The sequence below is a fragment of the Kutzneria sp. 744 genome, from assembly GCF_000568255.1.
Classification (GTDB): domain Bacteria; phylum Actinomycetota; class Actinomycetes; order Mycobacteriales; family Pseudonocardiaceae; genus Kutzneria.
Genome location: NZ_KK037166.1, coordinates 3,203,490 through 3,227,073, shown reverse-complemented (window position 1 = coordinate 3,227,073; position 23,584 = coordinate 3,203,490). Strand labels below are relative to the sequence as shown.

The window sequence follows — 23,584 nt, the reverse complement described above, 5'->3', positions numbered from 1 at the left end:
ACAGCGGTAACCGGCGGTGACGAGCACCCCGATCAGCACGCCGACCAGGCCCCCGAGCCCGGCCAGCAGCACCGACTCGGCCAGGAACTGGCCTCGGACCTGCCGTCTGGTCGCGCCGAGGGCCCGCCGCAGGCCGATCTCACGGCGGCGCTCCAGCACGGAGATGACCATCGTGTTGGCCACCCCGACCCCGCCGACCAGCAGGGCGACGCCGCCGAGCCCGAGGAACAGCGCGCTGTACGTGCTCTGCGTCAGCTCCTGCGCGGCCAGCACGTCGGACGGGCGCTGCACGGCGACCTCGTTGGGGGCCTTGGGGTTGATGGTCGCCCCGAGCACCGCCCGCACATCGCTGACGGCGGATTCCTGTGCCGTCAGGTAAACCGTGCTGGGGTGGCCGTTGAAGCCGAGCAGCTGCTGCGCGACGTCCCAGCCGACCAGCGCCGCCCGCTCGATCTCCGGGGCCAGCGGCATGGCGTCGAGCACACCGGCGACGGTGAACCAGTGCCCTCCGATGTAGACCTGGGTCGGGTGGGCCGGGTCGACGTGGTCGATACCGAGCCTGGAGGCGGCGACCGCGCCGAGCACGACCACCGGGAACTTCTCGTTGCCCCCGTTGAGGAACGAGCCGCCGTACGGCTTGCCGCCGAGCACCCCGAGCAGGTTGTCCTTGGCCGCCAGCACCGCCACCCCGGACGTGTCGCCCAACGCGACCTTGTCCGACCGGCGGATCGTCGCCGTGGTCACCTTGCCGGTCGCGCTGGCCCCGGTGACCGGGCCGATCCGCTTGGCCATGGCCACCGCGTTGTCCGGCAGGTACACCGTGCCGCCGGTGAAACTCTGGCCCGGCCCGGCGGTCAGCAGGGTGGTGCCCAGCGCCGCTAGTTTGTCGTGCAGCGCTTGCTGGGCGGAGGCGGGCACCGCGATCACGGCGACCATCGCCGCCACGCCGATCGCGATGCCCAGCGCGGACAGCACGGCCCGCAACGGCCGGGTCCGCATGCCATGTGCGCCAAGGGTCACCACGTCCGGCGGGGCGAGCCGGCGGCCCTGCGGCAGCGTCGGCGCGGTCACCGCACGGCCCCGGTGTCCAGCTGGATCCGCCCGTCCAGGACCTCGATCCGCCGCGGCATGCCGGCGGCGATGTCCCGGTCGTGCGTGATCACGACGATCGAGGTGCCGTCCGCGCTGAGGTCGCCGAGTAGGCCGAGCACGGCCGCGCCGGTGGCGGTGTCCAGGTTGCCGGTCGGCTCGTCGGCCAGCAGGATCGACGGCTCGTTGACCACCGCCCGGGCGATCGCCACCCGCTGCCGCTCCCCGCCGGACAGCTCGTTCGGGAAGTGCTCGGCCCGGTGCCCGAGGCGAACCTTCTCCAACGCTGCCAAGGCTTTCGCCCGGCGCTTGCGCCGCGGCACCCCGGCGTACAGCAGCCCCGTGCACACGTTGTCGACCGCGCTGACGCCCTCGCTGAGGAAGAACTGCTGGAACACGAAGCCGATCCACGCCGAGCGCAGCGCCGACAGCGTGCGGTCCGGCAGCGTCGCCACGTCGTGCCCGCGGATCTCGATGCGGCCGGCGGTCGGCGCGTCCAGAGTGCCCATCAGTTGGAGCAGCGTGGACTTGCCGGAGCCGGAAGGACCGACGATGCCGACCATCTCACCCTCCTGAATGGACAGTGAGACGTCACGCAATGCCTGCACACCACCGGGATACGTGCGCGAGACGTGGTCGGCGGCGAGGACCGGGGTCACGAGGTCGTCACCACCTTGACGCCGGCGGCCAGCCCGGACCCCGTCACCTCGACCTTGCCGCCGGAGAACAGGCCGGTCTTCACGGCGACCAGCCGCCGCGTCCCGCCGTCGTCCACCTCGACGGCGTAGCCGCCCTCGGCCAGCGCCAGCAGCGCGCCGACCGGAACCACCAGCACGTCCTTGTGCACCGCCTTGGTGAAGTGCACCGTTGCCGGGGCGCTGTCCAGGCCGCCACCCAGGTTCGGGTCGTCCAGCTTCACCGTGACGGTGATGACCGACTTGCCGGTGGGCTGGCCGTTCGCGTCCTTGTCAGCCACGGCGGTGCGCCCCACGTCGAGGACTTTTCCGGTGCCGGACCCGCCGTTGATCTCGACCGTGACCTGGTCGCCGGCCTTGGCCAGGCTCTGCTTGGCGACATCGAGCCGCACCTCCACGACTTTGTCGGTGCCGGTGGTCTTGAGCACCGGGCCGGCGGCCGGTCCGCCCAGCGCGGCGGTCACCGCCGACACCCGGATCGGGCCGGCCGCCAGCACCACGTCGGCCGGCGTGAACGTGCCGGTCTGCGGAAGCCCCTGCGCCTTCTGCCATTTCTTCACCGCGGCGGCGGTCGCGCCGGTGAACTTCTTGTCCGGCGTGCCGAATCCGCCGTAGCCGAGCTGCTGGAGGTTGGTCTCCAGCTCCTGGACGTCCGGGCCGTCGGCCACGCTGGCCGACAGGTCCCGGTAGAACGGCAGCGTGCCGTAAACAGGCACCGGGGCCGCGTCCACGCCGTACACGGCCTGGCCCTGGGTGATCGTGGAGCCGGCCGGCGGCAGCGAGGTGACGGTGCCCGGCTTGCGCCCCGGCACATCCGTCTCGGCGCCGAAACCCAGTGTGCCGCCGGCATCTTCCTGCTCGCTCAGGTCGGCCTTGGTCACGGAGGTGGTGGCGGCCGGCGCCGGCGGTGCGGCCGGGGTCTGCGCCTCGGAGGCCGTTGTCAGCACGACCACCGACCCGGTGCCCCAGCACCACGACCAGCACGCCGCGCCCACCACCCACCGAGTCCGATGCCCGCGCCGTCGATGCGTGCTCTGCTCGTTCGTCGTCATCCGAACTGGATCCCGCATTCCTTGGCCGCCGCGGCGACCTTGGCCGGGTCGTCGCCGGGCCCGCCGATCTGCAGGCTCTTGTCCGGCTGCGGGTCGTCCATGTGCACGCCGTGGTCGCGCATGCACTGCGCCTTCTTGTGCCACTTGTCCTGCTCGGCGGCGTCCATCGGCGGCGGCGAGCCGCCCTCGGGCACCAGCGACTTGCACGCTTCGAGCGCGGCCTTGGCCTTCGGGTCGTCCGGGTTGTCGGGGGCGAGCTTGATCCGGCCGCCGTCCGGGTCCGGGTCTGGGACGTCGAGGCCGTGGTCGCGCAGGCACTTCGTGTACTTGCGCAGGTCGTCGAACTCGAAGCCGCCCTTCTTGGCCTCGCTGCCGCTGGTCGTGGGGTTCGACGAGCTCAGCGAGGCCACCTTGCCGGTGTCCTGGGCCTGCCCGCAGCCGGCCAGCAGCAGCGCCGCCCCGACCGCGGCGACCACCATGGTCCGTTTCGGCATAACACTCCTCGGGTCGTGTTCTGACGATTCCAGTAGTACCGATCGAGTGATCCGGAACCGATAAGCGACGGCGTTTATCCCGTGCTTATCGGTGCCCGTCTAACCTGGGGACCGTGCGCGTGCTGGTGGTGGAGGACGAGCGGCTGCTGGCCGACTCGATCGCCGAGGGGCTGCGCCGGTTCTCGATGGCGGTCGATGTCTGTTATGGCGGGGAATGTGCTTTGGAGCGGATCGGCGTGCACGGTTACGACGTCGTCGTGCTCGACCGCGATCTGCCCGACGTGCACGGCGACGAGGTGTGCGCCGCGGTGGTCGCCGCCGGCGGCGAGGCCCGGGTGCTGATGGTGACCGCCGCCGGCGACGTGGCCGACCGGGTGGCCGGCCTCGGCCTCGGCGCCGACGACTACCTCACGAAACCGTTCGCGTTCAGCGAGCTGGTGGCCCGGGTGCAGGCGCTGGCCCGGCGGGCCCGGCCCGCGCTGCCGCCCGTGCTTGAGCGCGACGGTGTGGTGCTCGACCTGCCCCGGCACCAGGCCACGCGGGACGGCCGGTTCCTGCCGCTGTCGCCCAAGGAATTCGCCGTGCTCCAGGTCCTGATGCGTGCCGACGGGGCCGTGGTCAGCGTGGAATCGCTGCTGGAAAAGGCGTGGGACGAGCACGCCGATCCATTCACCAATGCGGTGCGAATGGCCGTGATGACGCTGCGCCGAAAACTCGGCGACCCGCCGCTGATCGACACCGTTGCCGGCGTCGGCTACCGGTTCGGCGTATGAGGCCGTTGTCGGTGCGGGCCAAGCTCACCGCGCTCTACGGCGGCCTTTTCGTCGTTTCCGGCGTGGTGCTGCTGGTGATCGTGTTCCTGCTGGTGCGGGACGCCCTGCCGATGCCGACGGAGTTCACGGAGCGGCTCAGCGGCAACGAGGTCGACCCGTCGACGATCCTGCCGGCGCGGCCGTGGGACACGGTGATCGTGAACTCCCTGGCCGCCTATCGGTCCTCCACGCTGGCCACGCTGCTCATCCAGTCGGCGGCCGCGTTGCTGATCACCACCGCGCTGGCCGTGCTGCTGGGCTGGCTCATCGCGTACCGGGTGCTGCGGCCGCTGCACGACATCACCGCCACCGCGCGCCGGCTCGGGGCCGAGGACCTGGGCCGTCGGATCAAGCTGACCGGCCCCGAAGACGAGCTCAAGGAGCTGGCCGACACCTTCGACGGCATGCTCGACCGGCTGTCACGGTCGTTCGACAGCCAGCGGCGATTCGTCGCCAACGCCTCCCATGAGCTGCGCACACCCCTTGCCCTGCAACGAACCCTGATCGACGTGGCGATGCTGTCCGAGGACGTGGCACCTGAGGTGCGGCTGCTGGGTTCGCGGCTGGTCGAGGCCAACGAGCGCACCGAACGGATCCTGGACGGGCTGCTGGTGCTGGCCCCGCAGCGACCGGGGCCTGTCCAGCCGGGTGCCGGTGCGGCTGGATCACCTCGTGGAGACCGTCGCCGCAACGCCAACGTTGAGGTTCACGCCGTGGAGCGCACCGTCGCCGGCGATCCCGTTCTGCTGGAACGGCTTGTCGTCAACCTCATCGACAACGCCGTCACCTACAACCGGCCCGACGGCTGGGTGCGCGTCGAGGTCGGCGACGCCCTGGTCGTGCGGAACACCGGCCCTCGGGTGGATCCCGACACCGTGGAGTCGCTGTTCGAGCCGTTCCGGCGCGGCGCCCCCGACCGCACCGGCGACGCCGGGCACTCCGGCCTCGGGCTGTCCATCGTGCGGTCGGTCGCCCTCGCCCACGACGGCAGCGCCACCGCCGAGGCCCGCCCCGACGGTGGCCTGGACGTGACTATTCGGCTGCCGTGAGGGGCTTCTCCGGATCGGCCAGCGCCTCCGGGTCGACCGGGGCCTTGCCGTTGATCAGGGCCTTGATCGGGTCGACGACGTCCCAGACGTTGACGTTCATGCCGGCCAGGACGCGGTTGTCCTTGAGCCAGAAGGCGATGAACACGCGGGCGGCGACGTCGCCGCGGAACACCACACGGTCGTAGCCGGTGGGATCGCCGACGAATTCCATGCCCAGGTCGTACTGGTCGGTGAAGAAGTAGGGCAGGTCCTCGTGGCTGGCCCGCTGGCCGAGCATCGTCGCGGCGGCGACCGGGGGCTGGCTCAGGGCATTGGCCCAGTGCTCGACGCGGATGTGCTTGCCCAGCACGGGATGGAAGGCGTTGGCGACATCGCCGGCCGCCACGATGTCCGGGTCGGAGGTACGCAGCGCGGCGTCGACGAGGATGCCGTTGTCCACGCGCAGGCCGGCCCGCTCGGCCAGCTGGGTGTTGGGGGCCGCGCCGACACCCACGACCACGGCGTCGGCGGCGATCTCCGTGCCGTCGGCCAGCTTCACGCCGTTGGGCGCGATCTGGGCGACGTTCGCCCCGAGGCGCAGGTCGACGTCGTGCGCGCGGTGCAGGTCGGCGAAGACCGGCGCCACCTCCGGGCCCAGCACGCGCAGCAGCGGCAGCTCCGCCGACTCCAGCACCGTGACGGCGACCCCGGCCTGCCGCGCGGCGGCGGCCACCTCAAGGCCGATCCAGCCGGCGCCGACCACAACCAAGCGGGAGGCGGTGGCGAAGGTGTCCCGGATCGACTCCGAGTCCTCGATGCGACGCAGGTAGTGCACGCCCGGCGCGCCGGCGCCGGCTATCGGCGGTCGCCGGGGGCTCGCGCCGGTGGCCAGCAGCAGCTTGTCGTAGGAGTGGCCGCTGCCGTCGGCCAGCTGCACCCGGTGGTCGTCGCGGTCGATGCGGCTGACGCCGATGCCCAGCGCCAGCGTCACGTCGTGCTCGGCGTACCAGGCGTCCGGGTGCACGATCATGCTGTCCCGATCCGCCTTGCCGGCCAGATGGTCCTTGGACAGCGGCGGCCGCTCGTACGGCAGGTGCCGCTCGTCGCCGACCAGCGTGATCTTCCCGTCGAACCCCTTGTCGCGCAGGGACTCCGCGGCCTTCGCGCCGGCCAGCCCGCCCCCGACGATCACGAACCTCTGCTGCGCCACGCCGTCCGCTCCCTGTTTACGCCTCCGAAGTTTCGCCAACAAATCTTGGTCTTATTCCCGGCCCGGGTCAACCCTTGCCAGTCGATCGGGTGCCGACACGGTTGCGCCAACAACCATGGCCGTATTTCGGCAGCGGTTACCATGCGCGACATGGATCCGCGGTGGCTGGACGACAACGAACGCGCCCTGTGGATGCGCCTGCACGCCCTCAGCGAGCGCACGCTGGCCGAGGTCGACTCCCAACTGCGCCGCGACGCCGGCCTCACCCGGTACGAGTACTACGTGCTGGCCATGCTGTCGGAGTCGCCGACCCGTTCCCGTCTGATGAGCGACCTGGCCATCGCCACCAACGGCTCGCTGTCGCGGCTGTCCCACGCCGCCAACAAGCTGGAGTCCAACGGCTGGCTGACCCGGTCGCACGCCGAGGGGCAGCGCCGCTCCGTCATCGCCACGCTGACCGACGATGGCTGGCGCAAGCTCGCCGAGTCCGCCCCGGGTCACGTGGGGGCGGTCCGGGGGCGGATCTTCGACCATCTGACGTCGGACCAGGTCAGGGCGCTCTACGAGGCGCTGGACCCGCTGTTCGTGCAAGGTTGGACGTGTTAGGCCACCACTTCGGCTGAATTTGAGTGCTCAAACATTGAACCTTGAACACTTCGGCATTAACGTCGCCGCATGACCGATTTCAACACCGAGATCATCGATGCCTTCCGTGCCAACGACGGCGTCGTCGGCGGGCACTTCGAGGGCAAGCGACTGGTGCTGCTGCACCACATCGGCCGCAAGACCGGCCAGGAGCGGATCAACCCGCTGGTCGCGGCCAAGGATGGCGACGCCTACCTGCTGTGCGGCTCGATGGGCGGCGCGCCGTCCGACCCGGTGTGGGTGGGCAACGTCGAGGCCGGCTCGGGCGAGGTGACCATTGAGGTCGGCACCGAGACGCTGCGTGCCCGCAGCACCGTCGTGCGTCCGGACGGGGCCGAATGGCAGCGCCTGTACGGGATCTGGTCGGCCTACTGGCCGGACTCGAAGGAGTACGAGACCCACACCGACCGCAAGTTCCCGATCATCCGCCTGGAGCCCGTGTCCACTGTGGACTGAGCTGAAACGGTCGCGTCCGGCGGCGGCCGCTGTTAGCTTGCGGCTGTGGATCTTTTCGCCAGCTCCTGGGCCGCCCTGCTGCGGGCCGTCGCCGATCTGACCGACCACGACTTCGAGCAGCCCTCGGGCTGCGCCGGCTGGCTGGTCCGCGACCTGGTGTGCCACCTGGTGATCGACGCGCAGGACGTGCTCATCACGCTGGTCACCCCGGTCGACGCCGAGCCGACCCGCAACGCCGTGACCTACTGGTCGGTGGTCGAGCCGCCGACCGGCGAGGACCCGCTCGACGCCCTGATCGTCCGGCTCGCCGCCGCCTACGGCGACCCGGCGCTGCTGAAATTCCACCTCGACGACGTGGGCTCCGCCGCCGGCCGTGCCGCCGCGCTGGCCGATCCGGCCCTGCGGGTCGGCACGCAGGAGCAGGTGATCACCGCCGGCGACTACCTCGACGCGTACGTCGTGGAGTGGAGCCTGCACCACCTCGATCTCGTCGTGAACCTGCCGTCCGCCGTGCCACCGCCGCCCGAGTCGCTGGCCCGTGCCCGGGCGATGCTGGAGCAGATCGCCGGCGTGACGTTCCCGAACTCCTTCTCGGACGCCGACGCCCTGAGGGTCGGCACCGGCCGTCGTCCTGCGACCGAGGCCGAGCGGACCGCGCTCGGCGACCTGGCTTCGAAGCTCCCGCTGCCGTTGGGTTAGCAGCTGGCCACGGCCCGGGCGGCGGCGCGGGCGCTGGCCATTGCCGCGTCCGAGGTGTCGAAGACCCGTTCGCGGAGGAAAGCCGCGCAGCCGTGGGCCAGCGCGCCGATGGTGTGCACGAGCGTGAGCGGGTCGTCCGGGCGCAGTCCTTGAGCCGGGGCCAGCAGCACCGCCAGCACCTTTTCCCCCGCTTCCGCCAATGCCGGATACGCCGACTTGTCGATTCCGGCGCCGAAGATCAGCTCCGACAATGCGGGTTCGTCGACGGTGAACTGGACATAGGCGGCGGCGAATTCGGCCAGCTGCTCGACCGGGTCCTCGGCCGCGCCCACCGCGTCCGCGAACCGTCGGGCCTGCTCGCGGTGGGCCTTCGTCACCAGCGCAACCAGCAGCGCCTCCCGGTTCGCGAAGTGCTTGAACGGCGCCGCCACGCTCACTCCGGCCCGCCGGCTCGCCTCCGCCATCGTGAAGCCGTGCGCCCCCCGCTCGGCCACCAGCTCCAGCGCCGCCGCCTCCAGAACGTTGCGCAGATCACCGTGATGGTAACCGCTCCTCCGCGTGCCCATGGTTCTATGTTAATAGCACTTACCATCTCGCGCAGGAGGATTGTCGGCCATGACACGTCCCGTTTTCGACCACGTCGGCCTGTCGGTCGCCGACCTCGACGCCCAGCGCCGCTTCTACCGCGAGGCGCTGGCCATGACCGAGGTCGAGGAGGAGCTCGCCCTGCCCGAGGCCCACATCCGCACCGCCATCCTGCGCAGCGCCGACGGCCTCAAGATCGAGCTCATCGAGCGCGGCGGCTCCGCCCCGCAGGAGTTCGCCGACCCCTTCGACGGCGCCGCCACCCAGGGCTACTTCCACTGGGCGCTGACCGTCGCCGACCTCGACGCCACCTTCGCCCACCTCCTCCGCTCCGGCGCCACCGAGGTCAGCGCCCCCGCCCCGGCCGTCCGGCCGGGGGCCCGCTTCGCCTACGTCAAGGACCCGGAGGGCAACCTCCTGGAGCTCATCCAGCCCGCCGCCGGGTGACACGTCCAGGGCTCAGCCGCGTACCACCACGTGAGCGAAGGTGCTGCCGCCGACGATCGCGTTGGTCGGGTCCGAGAGCACGACGAGGTACGTCGTGTCGGCCGTGGATCCATTGTCCGTCACCGGAAGTCCCACCGAGGCGGTCGTCTGCCCGGCCGGGATGACGACAACGCGGGCGCCGGGCGTGAGCTGGGTGCCGGCGCCGGCCACGGTCTGGATGTTGGCGATGACGGGGAGGCGGCTGGGTCGGGACAGGGTGACGGTGACGGTGGCCGTGCCGCTGCCGGGATCGACGGTGGTGCCGGAGATCGACAGCTGAGGCAGGGTGGACGGCCCGCCCGCGCCGACGGCCGGCGTCTGGACGGCGAGGTCGGACAGCAGCACGCCGGCGGACGCGGACAGGGAAACCCTGCTGATGTCACGGATGTTCACGGCACGAAGCTGCGACACCGGCCAGCTCAGGGTGCGCAGCCACGTCTTGGGAAGGATCGTCCCGGAACCGGGGAATGGCGTCAGGCTCTGCGCGGCAAGGGATTGCTGCCTTCCGGCCCCGTCCGTGACGGTCAAGGTCAGGGCGGCGGGGCCGCTGTCCAGGGCGGCGCGCACGGTCAGGTCGCGGTAGCCGCTGATGTCGTGATTGCCCAGGCTGGCAACGACAGTGCCGGCGGTGGGCAGGTGGAGCATGGGCGCGGCGGTGACGTTCTGGGCGTAGCGCTGCGGTGTGAAGGCGGGGAACCGGGAGTTGTCGGGCGAGTCGGTGCACGAGGGGAGGCCGCTCTGCGGGGACAGGCCGCTCATGCTCGCGCAGTACGTCGCCCCGGCGGGAATCGTGACGCTGTTTGAGGGCGCGGTCAGCGCGGAGATGTCGATACGTTGCGGTGACTGGTTTTCCTGCACCACGGTCGCGGCGCCGACGGACACCACGCTGCCGTCCGGGTTGGCGAACATCGGCAGGAAGGCGGACTCGCCGGCCATGGTCATCCGGAAAAAGCCGGTGGCATAAGCGGTTCCCACGTCGTTCTGCTGGGCGGCGGTCAGGCGGGTGGTGGTCGGCTGGGCCGAACCGCAGGTGGGATCGGCGGGATCGACCTCGGCGTCCCAGTCGTCGAACGCGGGTGCGGGGGACAGGCCGGGAGTCCACTCCGTGTTGAAGAAGTTGTGGTTCGCGCCCATGACCAGAACCGAAGCGCGCAACACGTGATCGCTCTGGTCGGCGTAGCGCGTGTCGTCGTAGAAGTGCTGGCCGCGGAGGTCGGAGACATCGCCGTCGCAGTACGGAAGCACGACAGCCATCGGCACGCCGGGCACGGTCTGGCGGGAGTAGTCGACCGGGGCGATCAGCAGCACGCTTCTGATGCCGTAGGGATGCGGCAGCGCGGCGTTGAGCAGGTCGGCCTTGACCACGCCTTCGCCGCCCCGCGAATGCCCCATCAGCCCGATGTTCGTGAGGTCGAGCCGGCCCTTGAGGAGGGGGCTCAGGCCGGGCGCCGTTCCCACGTTGGCCGCCGCGAGGAGGTCCAGGTGACGCAGCACCAGTTGGCCGTGGGCCAGCGCGCCGGCGTCCTCGCTGTCGCTGTTGTCGAAGGCGTTCACGCCGTTCGCGCTGATCGACACCACCACAAAGCCGTCCGTGGCCAGCTTTTCGGCCGACTGGGCGAAGCCCAGGTTGCTTGGGATCACGGACCAGCCGGCAGGGCAGGGCCAGACGTCGTCCGTGGAATTGGTGGTGTTGGGCTGAAAACAGCTGTCGTGGCGGCCGTGCAGGAGGATCACCACCGGTCGACGGCCCGGTGCGCCGACCGGAACCCACACCGCGGCCCGGTTCTCGACGGCCTTGTTGTTCAGACCCGGCAATGTTATTGCCGTGTCACCGAAGTCGTAGTCCGCCCGCTGAACCGCGTACGGTCCGGTGGTGGTCGGGTCTGCGGTGACCGGCTGTGCGGGTGGGAGCGTCGCCGAAGGCTGTTGACCGGTAGAGCTTCCGGACACCCGGCCGTTCCACGCCAGCTGCACTGACAATGGCCGCGCGGCATGGGAATTCGTCGTGAACGTGGTGAGCGTGCGGCCATCGGGCGACTCGTTCGCCGCGCCGACCGGCACGCCGTTCACCGCGAGTTCGGGCAAGGCATCTCTGCCGTGCAGCGGCTGATCCAGGTGCAGCGTGACCTGATAGCCGCCCGCCACCGGGATCGACGACCACGACGGCCCCGTGGCCGCCTCGCTCGGCAGGGCGGTGCTGCCGGCCCCGATGAGGGCCAGGACCAGCGCGCCATCGATGAGTCTCATTCTTCACCTCGTATTGTCTCGTGGTGGTGGGCCACTCGCTCCCACACCTCGCCGCGGGCCAACAGCCGACGCCTGCCGAAAAGCACCTCGCAGCGTTCGTCCGCCTCGACGAAGAGGCGCGGCTCTATCAGGCGGATCAGGTCGTGAACCAGGAAATCGAGCCGCGCCGTCGAACGGGCTCGGGCTGTGGCGTCGAGTTGGCCGCCGATGGGCAGCATCTTGGCCACGCCGGCCAGCGGGTCGGTCACCGCGTCGACGCTAGGCACCCGGGCGGCGGCGGCCAAAGGATCGGCCCCCGGATTGACCAGAAGCACGATGTTCTCGGGCCGTGCGGAGAAAGTGTCTAGAGGTGCGCCCCACCGTCCACATGCAACATCGCGCCGGTGATGTAGCCGGCGTCCGGGCACGGTGGGCTGACCGAACCGTCCACAGTGGCCTGTGCCCGCGAAGGCGCAGGCCACTGTGTCAGGAGATCAGGTCCGGCAGGCGAACGGCGACGTCGGCCGGGGACGGCATCCGGGCGATCTCCCCGCGCAGCCGGGAGGTCGACTCCTGGAACGACGGGTCTTCCAGCAGCTGGGCGACGTTCGCGGCGACGGAGTCGGCCGTGACGTCGGCGGGCCGGAGGAAGAGACCGGCGCCGGCCTGGGCGATGGCCCGAGCGTTGGCGGGCTGGTCGGCGGCCTGCGGGATGATGAGCTGACGCACGCCATGGGCCAACGCCCCGAGCACGGTGCCGCTGCCGCCGTGGTGCACGGCGATCTCGATGCGCGGCCACAACGCGGCCTGCGGAACCCAGGTTCGCACCGTCACCGAATCGGGCAACGGACCCAGCTCGGCGGGATCGACGCTCGGCCCGGTCGCGACCAGAACGGGCAGGCGGTGACGGGCCAGGCCGGCGATGACGGAACGCAGCAGGTCGGCGGCGCCGTAGATGGTGCCGAGCGTGACATACACCACCGGACCGGCCACATCGGACACTTCGGTCGGGTCCGAGTCGGCGAAGGCCACGGGCCGGAGTGGAACTCTGCGGTCCAGGGCCAGGAAATCGGGGCGTTGCAAGGACGGCGGGCAGATGTCGACCGTGAGATTGCCGAGGGTGCTCGGATAGTCGGTGGGCAGGGTGATGCCCAGTTCTCCGGCATATTCCGACAAATAGCGTTCCACGGCCGAGGTGAGCGCCCCACGCGGGGCGAGGCCGTAGGCGTGCGTCATCGCGGGCACCCCGGCGATGCGGGCGGCGAGCCCGGCGCCGAGATTGCCGGGATCGTGCAGGACCAGATCGGGCTTGAAGTCGGCCAGCACCGGTTCCAGCTCCCGGACGATCAGCCGCGGGATGTCCGAGCCGTACACCCAGCCCGCGCGATCGAGGGCCCGCTCCGGCGTGATGTCGTCGCCCGCCACCGAAAGGCCTTCGATGGACGTCATGGTCACGCGGAGCCTGGGCCGCCCGACCTGGACGGTCGACAGTCCGGATCGCCCCAGCACGGACCGGAAATCCGCGCCGGTGGCGAACAGGACGTCATGCCCGGCATCCCGTGCCGCCAGTGCCAGCGGCACCAGGGGAAAGATGTGCCCGTACGCGGGCAGCGCGGAGAACACGACCTTCACGCCGCCAACCTAACCTTCGGCGGATCCTTCCGCCCGGCGGAAGGCTAGGACTTGACCCATCGGTCAGCCCGTCCCGTATGAACGAACAGCGCGTGCCCCGAACCGTCGTCGCCGACGAACGTGTGCGGGAGGTGCACGCCGTGGTACAGCGTTTTCGTGACGAGCGTGTCGCCCCGGAACCCGGCCAGCTCGATGTCGTCCGGCTGCGGCATGACCTCGGCCTGAGCGGTCTTGAACCGCGTCCGCTTCCAGATCCGCCCGTCCTCGTCCCGGAAGATCTCGGTGTCGGCGGCGTCCGAGCGGTAGGTGCCGAGGTACCGGGAGACGTCGTCCGGCAGCGGGCCGGGCGTCGGCAGCGGCCGCAGCTCGCGGTCGGCGAGGTCGGCGAGGACCTTGCCGACGATCCTTTCGTACAGCGGGAAACTGGTGCTGCCGCTGTTGGTGAGCACCGCCACGGCCACGTTGTGCTCGGGGACGAGCCGGAGGAACGCCGCCTGCCCGATGGTGCCGCCGTCGTGGCCGATGACCGTGCCGCCGCCGAAGTCGAAGATCTCCCAGCCGAGGCCCCAGGCGTCGCCCATCAGACCGGCGGACGGAACCTCGACATGACGTGTGGCCATGGCCGCGGCGCTGGCCGCCGACAGCACCGCCGACCCGTCGGGGCCGACGCCGTTGTTCAGGTGCATGCGGGCGAAGACGAGCAGGTCCCGGGGACACATCGCGAGCATGGCGCCGGCCGGCGCGTTGGAACGGGCCAGCGCCCAGATCGGGGCGGGCTCGTGCTCGGCGTCCGGAGTCGGCTGGAGGTGCCCGAGCGCGGCGCGGAACCGGATCGCGTCGTACGGATCGGTCGCGGCGTGCGTGAGGCCGAGCGGCGCGAACAGGTGCTCCCGCAGGCACTCGTCGTACGGCTTGCCGCGCAGCTTCTCGACCAGCCGACCCAGCACGTTGTAGCCCGCGTTGTTGTAGGAGAACAGGGTTCCCGGCGCGAAGAGCTGGGGCGCGGTCGCCAGCGTGGCGACGTACTTCTCGACGCAGTCGTCGCCGCGGCCGGTGTCGGTGAAGTAGTCGCCCTCGAACCCGCTCGTGTGCGACAGCAGGTGCCGCACGGTGATCTTGGCGGACGCGCTGTCGTCGGCCACCCGGAACTCCGGCAGGTAATCCCGCACCGGGCAGTCCAGGTCGACCTTGCCCTCGTCGACCAGCTGCATGACCAGCGTGGTGGTCCAGGTCTTGGTGATCGACCCGATCTGGAACAGCGAGTCGGTGGTCGCCTCGACGCCGGTCGCCAGGTTGAGCACGCCGGCGGCATGTTCGACCACCTCGTCGCCGACGGACACGGCGACCGCCGCGGCCGGGACCCGGTGTTCGCCTACCAACGCGGCGAGGTTGTCACGCAGCCAGGTGTCGATCGTGTCCAGTTCCGACATGTCTTCCCTCACCTCGGTGGGTTGTGATTTCCGGACAGAGAAACGGAAAACCGGCCCTACCGCCGGGCTCTCAGCTCGTCGACGGCGAGGCGGGCGGCACGGCCGATGGCGGCGTCGACCTTCGGCTGCCGACCGGCCAACGAGTCGGCCCGGGTGAACACGGCGACCGCGTACCGTCGGCCGTCCGGGTAGGTGACGACGCCGGCCTCGTTGCGGATGGCCGGCAGACTGCCCGTCTTCGCGGCGATTTCGACGTCCGACTCGAAGCCGGAACCGAGGCGGTGGGGCCAGATCTGCCGGGACATGATGTCCCGCACCAGCTCGCACGCCTCCGGCGGTCCAGCGACATCGGTCCAGATGGCGTCGAGGAGCGTGGTGATGTCCCGCGGCGTCGACGCCGTCGTCCGTGTCGGGTCGAGCACGGCGAGCTGCCAGACCTTGGCCGGATCGGCTGAATCCAGTGCGGCATCAGGGCTTTCGTCGCCGCCGAGCTCGGTGGTGATCGACCCGGTCAGGTCCTCGCAGCAGCCGATCAACCGCGTGCGGTGCAGCGCCAGGTCGGCGAGGACCTGGTCCACCGCCGCCTGCCCGACGCGGTGGAAGATCACGTCTGTCGCCGCGTTGTCGCTCATGGTCATCATGAACAGCGCGAGGTCGCGCCACGTCATGGTCACATCGTCGGCGCAGCCGGCCGTGCCGATGCCGCCGACGCGATACCTCGACGTCACCGTGGTCCGCTCGTTCTCGTCGAGCCGCCCGGCCGCGACCTCGCGGGCATAGGCGACCGCGACGGGCACCTTGAACACCGACGCGAGGACAACAGGATCGTCGGCGCCGAGGCAAATCTCGGGGCCGTCGCCGACCTCGCGGGCGTGGAGGAAGCCCTGCGCCCCGGCGGACCGGAACACCGCCGAAATCCGTGCTGCCACCGACGACACTGAGGACCTCCTCGACGAACCACCGAGCCCCGAGCATCGCCGAAGAACGGCCGGCCCGCGTCGTCGGATCCGACTAGGGCGCGGCGTCCGTGTCGTCGGATCGGATGAATACAGCGGCGGTGCGCGCGGGCACGATGGCGGGAATCCAGCCCCCCATGAGGAGCGGAGCACAGTATGTCCGGGCCGTACAGGACGTTGCGAAGGATGATCACCCCGATGGCGTGCCTGGTAGCGGGGGGCTGCCTCGCCACCGCCTTGGCCGGATGCGGCGGAGGCCCGGCCGCGGGCGGCGTCGTGAGCGGCGGGACGTTCACGTTCGCCTCGGCCGCCGACCCCGGCAACCTGGACCCGCAGGCGTCGGCCTCCGGCACCCTGTTCCAGTTCGCCTACTTCGCCTACGACCGGCTGCTGAGCATCGACCCCAAGGGGGAGATCCGCACCCAGCTGGCGAAGTCCTGGCAGGTCGACGGGAAACAGGTCAAGCTGACGATGAACAAGGGCGTCACCTGCTCCGACGGATCGTCCTTCACGGCGCAGACGGCGGCCGACAACATCAACTACATCGCCGATCCGAAGAACGCCAGCCCGTACACCGGCCTCATGCTGCCCGTGGGCGCGCGGGCGACGGCCGACGCGAACACCGTGAATATCACGCTACCGCAGGACGCGCCGTTCGTCCTCAATGGACTGGCCGGCGTGCCGATGGTCTGCGCCAAGGGCTTGGCCGACCGGAAGGTCCTGGTCAACTCCACGGACGGCACCGGCCCATACCAACTGGCCGCAGCCACGCCGAACGACCAGTACACGTTCACCAAACGGGCCGGCTACACCTGGGGACCGGACGGTGCGACGACGGCGCAGCCGGGCCTGCCGGACAAGGTCGTCGTCAAGGTCGTCCCCAACGAGTCGACCGTCGCGAACCTGGTGCTGTCCGGTCAGATCAACGCCGCGGTGGTCCTCGGTCCGGACGTGAAACGGCTTGAGGCGGCGAAGGTGTTCAGCGCCGACGTGCCCGCCTTGATCGGCCAGATGTGGTACAACCAGGCACCGGGCCGGCCGTCGGCCGACCGGGCGGTGCGACTGGCCCTCACCCAGGCGGTCGATCTGGCCCAGTTGCGACAGGTGCTCACTTCTGGCAAGGGCGAGCCCGCGACAGCTCTGACGGTCACCGCACCGGTCGCTTGCCCCGGCAACTCCGTGTCCAAGGCGGTGCCCACGCACGACCTCGCGGCGGCCAAGGCGGCGCTCGACGCGGCCGGCTGGGTGCCGGGCTCGGACGGGATCCGGGCCAAGGGCGGCAAACCGTTGGCCCTCACCTTCGTCTACAACACCCAGAGCGGGCCGGCCGCGTCGTCGGCGGCCGAACTGGCGGTGCAGCAGTGGGGGCAGCTCGGCGTCAAGGTCACCCTGTCCGGGCAGGACACCACCGCCTCGACGAACACCCTCTACACCACGGGAAACTGGGACATCGCCTGGGAACCGGTGAACGTCTACACGCCGGACCAGCTCGTCGGGTTCTTTGTCGGGTCGAATCCGCCGCAGGGCAACAACTTCGCGCACATCGACAACCCGGCGTACGCGGGCGCCGCCGCCCAGGCCATGAAGACGGCCGGCGCCGCCGGTTGCCCGCAGTGGCTGTCGGCGGAGTCGAACCTGTTCCGGGACGCGGACGTGGTGCCCTTCGCCAACGAGGTCGCCAAGTACTTCGGCTCCGGCGCGAAGTTCTCCGTCACCGGCGTCCTGCTGCCGCTGAGCATCCGCATGACGGCCGGCTGAGAATGACCAATCCGACGCCCGGCCTCCTCGACCGCCCCACGGTGCGTTTCGCGGCCCGCCGGCTGACCCGGTTCGCCGTGTCGTTGTGGGTGCTGGTGACGGCGTCTTTCCTGATGCTGCACCTGATCCCGGGCGACCCGATCCGGGCGGCCCTCGGCATGAACGCGTCGCAGGACCTCGTGAACCAGCGCCGGCAAGCCCTCGGGCTCGATGATCCTCTGCTGCTCCAGTACTGGGACTACCTGAAGGGTCTGTTCACCGGCGACCTCCACACCTCGCTCAGCTCGCAGCTGCCGGTGGCGCAGATCATCGGCGAACGCCTGCCCGCCACGCTGGAGCTGGCCGTCGCCGCGTTCGCGCTGGCAATAGTGGTGGCGGTCCCGCTCGGCGCGGTCATGGGCGTCATCACGCGGAACGGTCGAGCCCGGCGCGCGGAACTGGTCTTCACCACGGCCGGCGTCATCGTCGGCGCCATCCCGGAGTTCGTGCTGTGCGTTGTGCTCGTGTGGATACTCGGCGTGCAGCTGCAATGGCTGCCGGTGGCGGGCAAGACCGGTTTCGCGTCCTTCGTGCTGCCGGTCGTGGCGCTGGCCGTCGGGCCGGCGGCCATCCTGTCCCGGATCCTGCGGGTGGAGATGGTCGCCGTGGTGGGGGCGGACTACGTGCGCACGGCGCGGGCCAAGCGGCTGCCGGCCTTTGCGGTGTACGCCAAGCACGCACTGCCCAACGCGTTGACGTCCACGCTCACGCTGGGCGGCCTCCTGCTGGGGACGATGGTCGCCGGCACCGTGCTGGTCGAGAACGTCTTTGCCTGGCCCGGTCTGGGCAGCACGATCGTCTCGTCGATCCTCGGCAAGGACTATCCGGTCGTGCAGGGCGTCGTGCTCGTCTACGGGGTCGGCGTGCTCGCGGTGAACCTGCTCGTCGACGTCGCGCTCGCGCTGCTCGATCCCCGCTCGACGATCCGGGAGGCGTGAGATGGCCCGTGGTTCGCGTTGGTCCGCCGCCATGCGGACGCCGATCGGTGTATGTGCCGGCACAGTCCTGCTGGTCGTACTCGTGCTGGCGGTGCTCGGCCCGATCGTCTGGTCTTCACGGGCGAGCCAAGCCGATGTCGCCGCCATGCTGCAAGGACCGTCTTCGGACCATTGGGCCGGCACGGACAACCTGGGCCGGGACATCGCCGCCCGCGTGCTCGTCGCCACCAGGCTCTCGATCGAGCTGGCCTTGCTGGCAACGGCCATCACCGTGACTGCGGGACTGGTGCTCGGTGCGGCCGGGGTGCTGGTCGGCCGCCGGGTCGCACGGGCGGTGTCGGCCGGGGTCAACATCGCGGTGGCCTTTCCCGCGCTGCTGCTGGCCTTGTTCTTCGCTGTGATCTTCGGCGTCGGAGCCCAGGGCGGCGTGCTGGCGATCGGCCTCGCCGGGGCGCCGGCCTTCGCCCGCCTGACGCAGACGCTGGTAGCCGGCATCGAGCAGCGGGATTTCGTGGCCGCGGCCAGGATCGCGGGCATCGGGCGGGTACGCGTGCTGGTGCGGCACATCCTGCCCAACATCGCCGAGGCCCTCGTGGTCAACGCGGCGATCGGCGCGGGCGGTGCGCTGTTGGCGTTCGCCGGCCTGTCCTTCCTCGGGCTGGGCGTGCAGGCGCCGGACTACGACTGGGGCCGCTTGCTGGGTGAGGGCCTGGCCGGGATCTACGACCAGCCGATCGCGGCGCTGGCGCCGGCCGTTGCCGTGATCATCGCCGGGCTGGCGCTCAACCTGTTCGGCGAGGCCCTGGCCAAGGGGTTCGGGCTCACCACGCCCCGGCTCAAGATGGGCCGGCCGACGCCGCCGCCAGTCCACGGTGCGCCGGCCGCCGACGGGGCCGTGCTCGACGTCGCCGACCTCGTCGTGACGCTGCCCGGGCCGATCCAGCCGGTGCGGGGCATCGACTTCAGCGTCGGCCGGGGCGAGTCCGTCGGGATCGTCGGCGAGTCGGGTTCGGGCAAGTCCACGACCGCGTTGGCGGTCGCGCGGTTGCTGGCCGAGCCGGCCCGCGTCGAGGCGACGCGGCTCAGCTTCCTGGGGAACGACCTGCTCACGGGCTCGGACCGCACGCACCGCCGGCTGCTCGGCACCGGACTTGGTGTGGTTTTCCAGGATCCGATGACCTCGTTGAATCCCACGCGACGGGTCGGCGGCCAGTTGGCCGAGGTGGCCCGGCAGCACGACGGGTTGTCCCGGCGGTCGGCGCTCGCGCTCGCGGTCGAGAAGCTGCGCGCGGTCCGGGTGCCCGCGGCCGAACGCCGCGCCCGCCAGTACCCGCACGAGTTCTCCGGGGGCATGAGGCAACGGGCGATGATCGGCATGGGACTGATGGGCCGGCCGGCGCTGATCGTCGCCGACGAGCCCACCACGGCACTCGACGTGACCGTGCAGCGGCAGGTGTTGGACCTCCTCGGCTCCATCCAGCGCGAGGACGGGGTGGCGCTCCTGCTGATCAGTCACGATGTCGCTGTCGTCCAACAGGTCTGCGACCGGGTGCTCGTGATGTACGCGGGCCGGATCGTGGAGGAGCTGCCGGCGGCCGAACTCGCTGTCGGCGCACGCCATCCGTACACGCGCGCTTTGATGGCCGCCGCGCCGGACATGGACACGGACCGGGATCAGCCGCTGGCCTGCATTCCCGGCCGGGCGCCTGGCCCGGAGGAGCTGCCCGAGGGGTGCGCGTTCGCGCCGCGCTGCTCACGGGCGAGCGACGTCTGCCGGCAGGAGGACCCGCCGCTCGAATCGGACGGGCCGGGCCGGCGGACCGCGTGCTGGCACCCGGTGATCGCACCGTCCATAGTGGACATGGAAACGGCGGGGCAGGGCCATGAGTGAGCTCCGGTTCGACAACGTCTCGGTGCGCTACGGCGGCCGGCGGCGGGGCACGACCGCCGTCGACACCGTGAGCCTCACGGTCGGCGACGGCGAGATCGTGGGCCTGGTCGGGGAATCGGGTTCCGGCAAGTCCAGCCTCGCCCGGGCCGCGGTCGGGCTCGCCCCGGTCACCTCAGGCCGTATCGAGCTCGACGGGCGGCCGGCGCCGCGCCGCTCGGTGCAGATGGTGTTCCAGGACCCGTACTCCTCGCTGGATCCGCGCATGACCGTCGGCGCCAGCATCGGCGAGGTGACGCCGCGTGCGGTGACCGACCGGCGTGCCGAGATCCGGCGGGTGCTGGAGCTCGTGGAGCTCGATCCGGGCCTGGCACGGTCGTTTCCCGGCCAACTTTCCGGTGGCCAGCGGCAGCGCGTGGCGGTGGCCCGCGTCCTCGCCGCCCGGCCCGAGGTCGTGATCGCGGACGAGATCACGTCGGCGCTGGACGTGTCGATCCAGGGCACGGTGCTGAACCTCCTGCGCGGGCTGCAAAGGGAACTCGGCCTCTCGATGCTGTTCATCTCCCACAACCTGGCCGTGGTCCGCTACGTCGCCAGCACCGTCGCCGTGATGTACCGCGGCCGGATTGTCGAGCAGGGGCCGGCGGACGACGTCCTCCGCGACCCGCAACACCCCTACACCCGCGACCTGGTGGCCGCCATCCCCGGCCACCGGCGCCATGAACCTCTTGACCAAGGGAGGACATTGTGACCCGACGACTGCGCAGCAGTGATCTGACGGCCATCGCGACGCCGGAGCAGCCCGCGCTGTCGCCGGACGGCGGCAAGATCGCGTACGTGCTGCGGACCCAGGACGCCGTGGCCGACCGGCCGACGACCGCGTTGTGGCGGGTCGACACGGCCGGCGGCGAGCCCGTGCGCCTGACCCGCGGCACCGGCGACAGCGCGCCGAGCTGGTCGCCGGACGGTGCCACGCTGGCATTCCTGCGTGCGGCCGATGGACCGGCACAGCTGTGGACGCTGCCGGCCGACGGCGGGGAATCGGTGCAGCTGAGCACCTTGCCGCTCGGAGCTGGCCGTCCACTGTGGAGTTCCGATGGCAGCAAGATCGCCTTTACCGCGCCCGTCGACATCGCCGGCGGCGACACCGCCCGGGCACCGATCGTCGCCGACCGGCTCGACTACCAGTCCGACGGCGTCGGCTTCCTGCGCACAATCCGCGCCCACGTGCATGTTCTGGACGTCGCGACCGGGGAATGCCGCCAAGTGACCGAGGGGGACTGGCATGCCGGCGAGCCGGCCTGGTCGCCGGACGGCACCCGGCTGGCCTTCGCCGCCGGGATGGAGCCGGACTCCGACCTGACGGCGCGCGCGGGCGTCTACGTCCTCGACGTCACCGATCGCCGCAACCGCCCCACCCTGGCCGGCTTCGCCACCGGGCTGGCAGGCGCGGTGGTGTGGACGGCCGACGGCAGCACGCTGCTGGTGGTCGGCAACGCCGACGGGCCGACCGGCCACGCCGGATTGCACCGGCTTCCGGTGACCGGGGCCGAAAACATCCCGGCGATCGACCTAACCGATCTGGCGAAGCCGTTGGACCGCAACGTCATGGCCGGGGCGGCGGCCTACCCGGGCGGGCTGCCTCGTCTGGTGGACGGGGGAGCGGCCGTGCTGTTCTTCGCCCGCGACCGTGGCTGCACGCACCTCTATCGGGTCGGAATCGACGGTGGCGCACCGCAACTCGTGCTTGGTGGGGAGGACCGGGTGGCGTCGGGCCTCTCGGTCGCCGGCGGGTGCGCCGCGGTGGTCCTGTCCACTGCAACGTCCTTCGGTGAGGTCGTCACCGTCGACCTCACCACCGGCGTCGAGACCGTGCACACCCACCACGGCGACAACTTCGCGGACGTCGAGTGGTTCCGGCGTGAATCCCTGGAGTTCACCATCTCCGACGGCACGGTCGTGCCGGCCTGGCTGATCCGGGATCCCGGCCGGACCGGCCCTTTGCCGCTGCTGCTGGACATTCACGGCGGCCCGCACAACGCCTGGAACGGTGTCGCCGACGAAGTGCACCTGTACCACCAGGAACTCGCGGCCCGGGGCTGGGCGGTGCTGCTGGTCAATCCCCGGGGCAGCGACGGGTACGGGTCCGCGTTCTACACCGCGGCCGTCGGCGCCTGGGGCATGGCCGACGCGAAGGACCTCCTGGAACCGTTGGACACGTTGGTCGCCGAAGGCGTGGCCGACCCGAAGCGACTGGCCGTCGCCGGGTACAGCTACGGCGGATTCATGACCTGCTACCTCACCAGCCGCGACGACCGATTTGCCGCAGCCGTGGCGGGCGGGGTCGTCAGCGACCTGGTGAGCATGGCCGGATCCTCGGACCTGGGTCATTTTCTCGCCGCGTACGAGCTGGGCGGCTGGACCGGGAAGGAGCTGGCCGCGATGTCGCCGATCACCGGTGTTGACGCCGTGCACACGCCCACTTTGATCATCCAGGGCGCCGAGGACGTCCGGTGTCCGATCGGCCAGGCCGAGCAGTGGCACGCCGCGTTGCGCACACGAGGCGTGCCGACGCGGCTGGTGCTCTACCCCGGCGGGGCGCACCTCGTGATCGTCAACGGCCCGCCGTCGCATCGCATCGACTTCAACGACCGGATCGTGGACTGGGTGGAGCGCCACGCTGGCAGTCCACGCCCCGCCCGACTGGACGAAAACCATTGGCAACGCCGGCTTTCGGCACTCGCCGAGCGTCACACCGTGCCCGGCGCGCAACTGGGCATCCTGCGCCTCGGTGAGCCGAACGACGAGTTGATCACCGCCGCCTATGGCGTGCTCAACCGCGACACCGGCGTCGCCACGACCACCGACTCGCTGTTCCAGATCGGGTCGATCAGCAAGGTGTGGACCGCGACCGTCGCGATGCAGCTCGTCGACGAGGGCCGGCTCGACCTCGACGCGCCGGTCGTCGAGGTGCTACCCGAGTTGAGGCTGTCCGACCCCGAAGTGACCAAGCAGGTGACGCTGCGGCATCTGCTGACCCACACCAGCGGCATCGACGGCGACGTCTTCACCGACACCGGCCGCGGCGACGACTGCCTGGAGAAGTTCGTGGCCCTGCTCGGCGATGTCGCGCAGAACCACCCGCTCGGCGCGACATGGTCCTACTGCAACGCCGGGTTCACGCTGGTCGGACGGCTGATCGAGAAGGTGACGGGCAAGACGTGGGACGAGGCGTTGCGCGAGCGGCTGTTCACCCCGCTCGGGCTGGCGCACACCGTGACCCTGCCCGAGGAGGCCCTGCTGTTCCGCGCGGCCGTCGGCCATGTCGGTGAGACGGAGCCGAAGCGGGCCCCGGTATGGGTTCTGCCGCGGTCGGCCGGGCCTTCGGGGTTGATCACGTGACCGTGGCCGACCTCCTCGCGTTCGCCCGAGCCCACCTGACCGGGGGAGTGCCGCCGATGGGACG

Annotated in this window: 21 protein-coding genes and 1 pseudogene; 11 read left to right on the top strand and 11 right to left on the bottom strand. The window is 70.8% G+C overall.

Annotated elements, in window-relative coordinates; translation table 11 throughout:
* From KUTG_RS14360 to KUTG_RS14345, 4 genes are all read right to left on the bottom strand, one after another.
* Positions 1-1,071, bottom strand: a 1,071-nt coding sequence (locus KUTG_RS14360) for an ABC transporter permease (RefSeq protein ID WP_063753523.1), incomplete at its 3' end; no start/stop codon positions are given.
* Positions 1,068-1,748 carry an ABC transporter ATP-binding protein gene (locus KUTG_RS14355; protein ID WP_043717321.1) on the bottom strand — a complete coding sequence of 227 codons (681 nt, stop codon included), beginning with the start codon at positions 1,746-1,748 and terminating at the stop codon, positions 1,068-1,070. The genes KUTG_RS14355 and KUTG_RS14360, both read right to left, overlap by 4 nt.
* On the bottom strand, positions 1,745-2,836 hold the full coding sequence (locus KUTG_RS14350; protein ID WP_043717319.1) for a peptidoglycan-binding protein: 1,092 nt from the start codon (positions 2,834-2,836) through the stop codon (positions 1,745-1,747). Before KUTG_RS14350 ends, KUTG_RS14355 begins: the two co-directional genes overlap by 4 nt.
* On the bottom strand, positions 2,833-3,330 hold the full coding sequence (locus tag KUTG_RS14345) for a hypothetical protein (RefSeq protein WP_043717317.1): 498 nt from the start codon (positions 3,328-3,330) through the stop codon (positions 2,833-2,835). The genes KUTG_RS14350 and KUTG_RS14345 overlap by 4 nt, the downstream gene beginning before the upstream one ends.
* Before the next feature lie 113 nt (positions 3,331-3,443).
* Between KUTG_RS14345 and KUTG_RS14340 the strand changes: the two genes are divergently transcribed.
* Positions 3,444-4,103, top strand: a complete 660-nt coding sequence (locus KUTG_RS14340) for a response regulator transcription factor (RefSeq protein ID WP_043717314.1) — start codon at positions 3,444-3,446, stop codon at positions 4,101-4,103.
* Positions 4,100-5,191 carry a sensor histidine kinase gene (locus tag KUTG_RS14335; protein WP_369794464.1) on the top strand — a complete coding sequence of 364 codons (1,092 nt, stop codon included), beginning with the start codon at positions 4,100-4,102 and terminating at the stop codon, positions 5,189-5,191. The genes KUTG_RS14340 and KUTG_RS14335 overlap by 4 nt, the downstream gene beginning before the upstream one ends.
* On the opposite strand, the gene KUTG_RS14330 is transcribed toward KUTG_RS14335, so the two are convergent.
* On the bottom strand, positions 5,175-6,380 hold the full coding sequence (locus KUTG_RS14330) for an NAD(P)/FAD-dependent oxidoreductase (protein ID WP_043717312.1): 1,206 nt from the start codon (positions 6,378-6,380) through the stop codon (positions 5,175-5,177). The genes KUTG_RS14335 and KUTG_RS14330 overlap by 17 nt on opposite strands.
* Before the next feature lie 150 nt (positions 6,381-6,530).
* Here KUTG_RS14330 and KUTG_RS14325 point away from each other — a divergent pair, with 150 nt between their 5' ends.
* From KUTG_RS14325 to KUTG_RS14315, 3 genes are all read left to right on the top strand, one after another.
* Complete coding sequence (locus KUTG_RS14325; RefSeq protein ID WP_043729328.1) at positions 6,531-6,986, top strand: MarR family winged helix-turn-helix transcriptional regulator; 456 nt, start codon at positions 6,531-6,533, stop codon at positions 6,984-6,986.
* 69 nt (positions 6,987-7,055) lie between these two features.
* On the top strand, positions 7,056-7,481 hold the full coding sequence (locus KUTG_RS14320; protein WP_043717310.1) for a nitroreductase/quinone reductase family protein: 426 nt from the start codon (positions 7,056-7,058) through the stop codon (positions 7,479-7,481).
* A 45-nt stretch (positions 7,482-7,526) separates the two neighbouring features.
* Complete coding sequence (locus KUTG_RS14315; RefSeq protein ID WP_043717308.1) at positions 7,527-8,180, top strand: maleylpyruvate isomerase N-terminal domain-containing protein; 654 nt, start codon at positions 7,527-7,529, stop codon at positions 8,178-8,180.
* Here KUTG_RS14315 and KUTG_RS14310 read toward each other — a convergent pair.
* Entirely contained in the window at positions 8,177-8,746 is a 570-nt protein-coding gene (locus KUTG_RS14310; protein WP_043717300.1) for a TetR/AcrR family transcriptional regulator, read from the bottom strand. The two genes, KUTG_RS14315 and KUTG_RS14310, sit on opposite strands and share 4 nt — an antisense overlap.
* A gap of 49 nt (positions 8,747-8,795) precedes the next feature.
* On the opposite strand from KUTG_RS14310, the gene KUTG_RS14305 reads away from it, so the two are divergent.
* A complete protein-coding gene (locus KUTG_RS14305) occupies positions 8,796-9,212 on the top strand; it encodes a VOC family protein (protein ID WP_043717299.1) in 417 nt (138 codons plus the stop codon).
* A gap of 12 nt (positions 9,213-9,224) precedes the next feature.
* Here the strand turns inward: KUTG_RS14305 and KUTG_RS14300 are convergent, their stop codons facing one another.
* From KUTG_RS14300 to KUTG_RS14280, 5 genes are all read right to left on the bottom strand, one after another.
* Positions 9,225-11,498: a hypothetical protein gene (locus KUTG_RS14300; protein ID WP_052394490.1), complete on the bottom strand. Its 2,274-nt coding sequence runs from the start codon at positions 11,496-11,498 to the stop codon at positions 9,225-9,227.
* Complete coding sequence (locus KUTG_RS14295) at positions 11,495-11,746, bottom strand: hypothetical protein (RefSeq protein WP_157494533.1); 252 nt, start codon at positions 11,744-11,746, stop codon at positions 11,495-11,497. Before KUTG_RS14295 ends, KUTG_RS14300 begins: the two co-directional genes overlap by 4 nt.
* A 217-nt stretch (positions 11,747-11,963) precedes the next feature.
* Positions 11,964-13,109 (bottom strand): glycosyltransferase, encoded by a 1,146-nt coding sequence (locus KUTG_RS14290; RefSeq protein WP_043717296.1) that lies wholly within the window; start codon positions 13,107-13,109, stop codon positions 11,964-11,966.
* Positions 13,110-13,153: 44 nt separating this feature from the next.
* Positions 13,154-14,539: a serine hydrolase domain-containing protein gene (locus KUTG_RS14285; RefSeq protein ID WP_043717294.1), complete on the bottom strand. Its 1,386-nt coding sequence runs from the start codon at positions 14,537-14,539 to the stop codon at positions 13,154-13,156.
* Between the two features lie 56 nt (positions 14,540-14,595).
* The gene (locus tag KUTG_RS14280; protein WP_043717293.1) at positions 14,596-15,477 is read right to left on the bottom strand and encodes a serine hydrolase; all 882 of its coding nucleotides are present in this window, start codon (positions 15,475-15,477) and stop codon (positions 14,596-14,598) included.
* A gap of 204 nt (positions 15,478-15,681) precedes the next feature.
* On the opposite strand from KUTG_RS14280, the gene KUTG_RS14275 reads away from it, so the two are divergent.
* From KUTG_RS14275 to KUTG_RS14255, 5 genes and pseudogenes are all read left to right on the top strand, one after another.
* Positions 15,682-17,253, top strand: a complete 1,572-nt coding sequence (locus tag KUTG_RS14275) for an ABC transporter substrate-binding protein (RefSeq protein ID WP_052394488.1) — start codon at positions 15,682-15,684, stop codon at positions 17,251-17,253.
* A gap of 2 nt (positions 17,254-17,255) precedes the next feature.
* Positions 17,256-18,230, top strand: coding sequence for an ABC transporter permease (locus tag KUTG_RS14270; protein ID WP_043717292.1), 975 nt, complete (start codon positions 17,256-17,258; stop codon positions 18,228-18,230).
* 31 nt (positions 18,231-18,261) lie between these two features.
* Positions 18,262-20,121, top strand: coding sequence for a dipeptide/oligopeptide/nickel ABC transporter permease/ATP-binding protein (locus KUTG_RS14265; RefSeq protein WP_232240798.1), 1,860 nt, complete (start codon positions 18,262-18,264; stop codon positions 20,119-20,121).
* On the top strand, positions 20,114-20,869 hold the full coding sequence (locus KUTG_RS14260; protein ID WP_052394486.1) for an ABC transporter ATP-binding protein: 756 nt from the start codon (positions 20,114-20,116) through the stop codon (positions 20,867-20,869). The genes KUTG_RS14265 and KUTG_RS14260 overlap by 8 nt, the downstream gene beginning before the upstream one ends.
* Positions 20,866-23,584 (top strand): annotated as a pseudogene (locus KUTG_RS14255) (serine hydrolase); the annotation flags it as partial. The gene KUTG_RS14260 and the pseudogene KUTG_RS14255, both read left to right, overlap by 4 nt.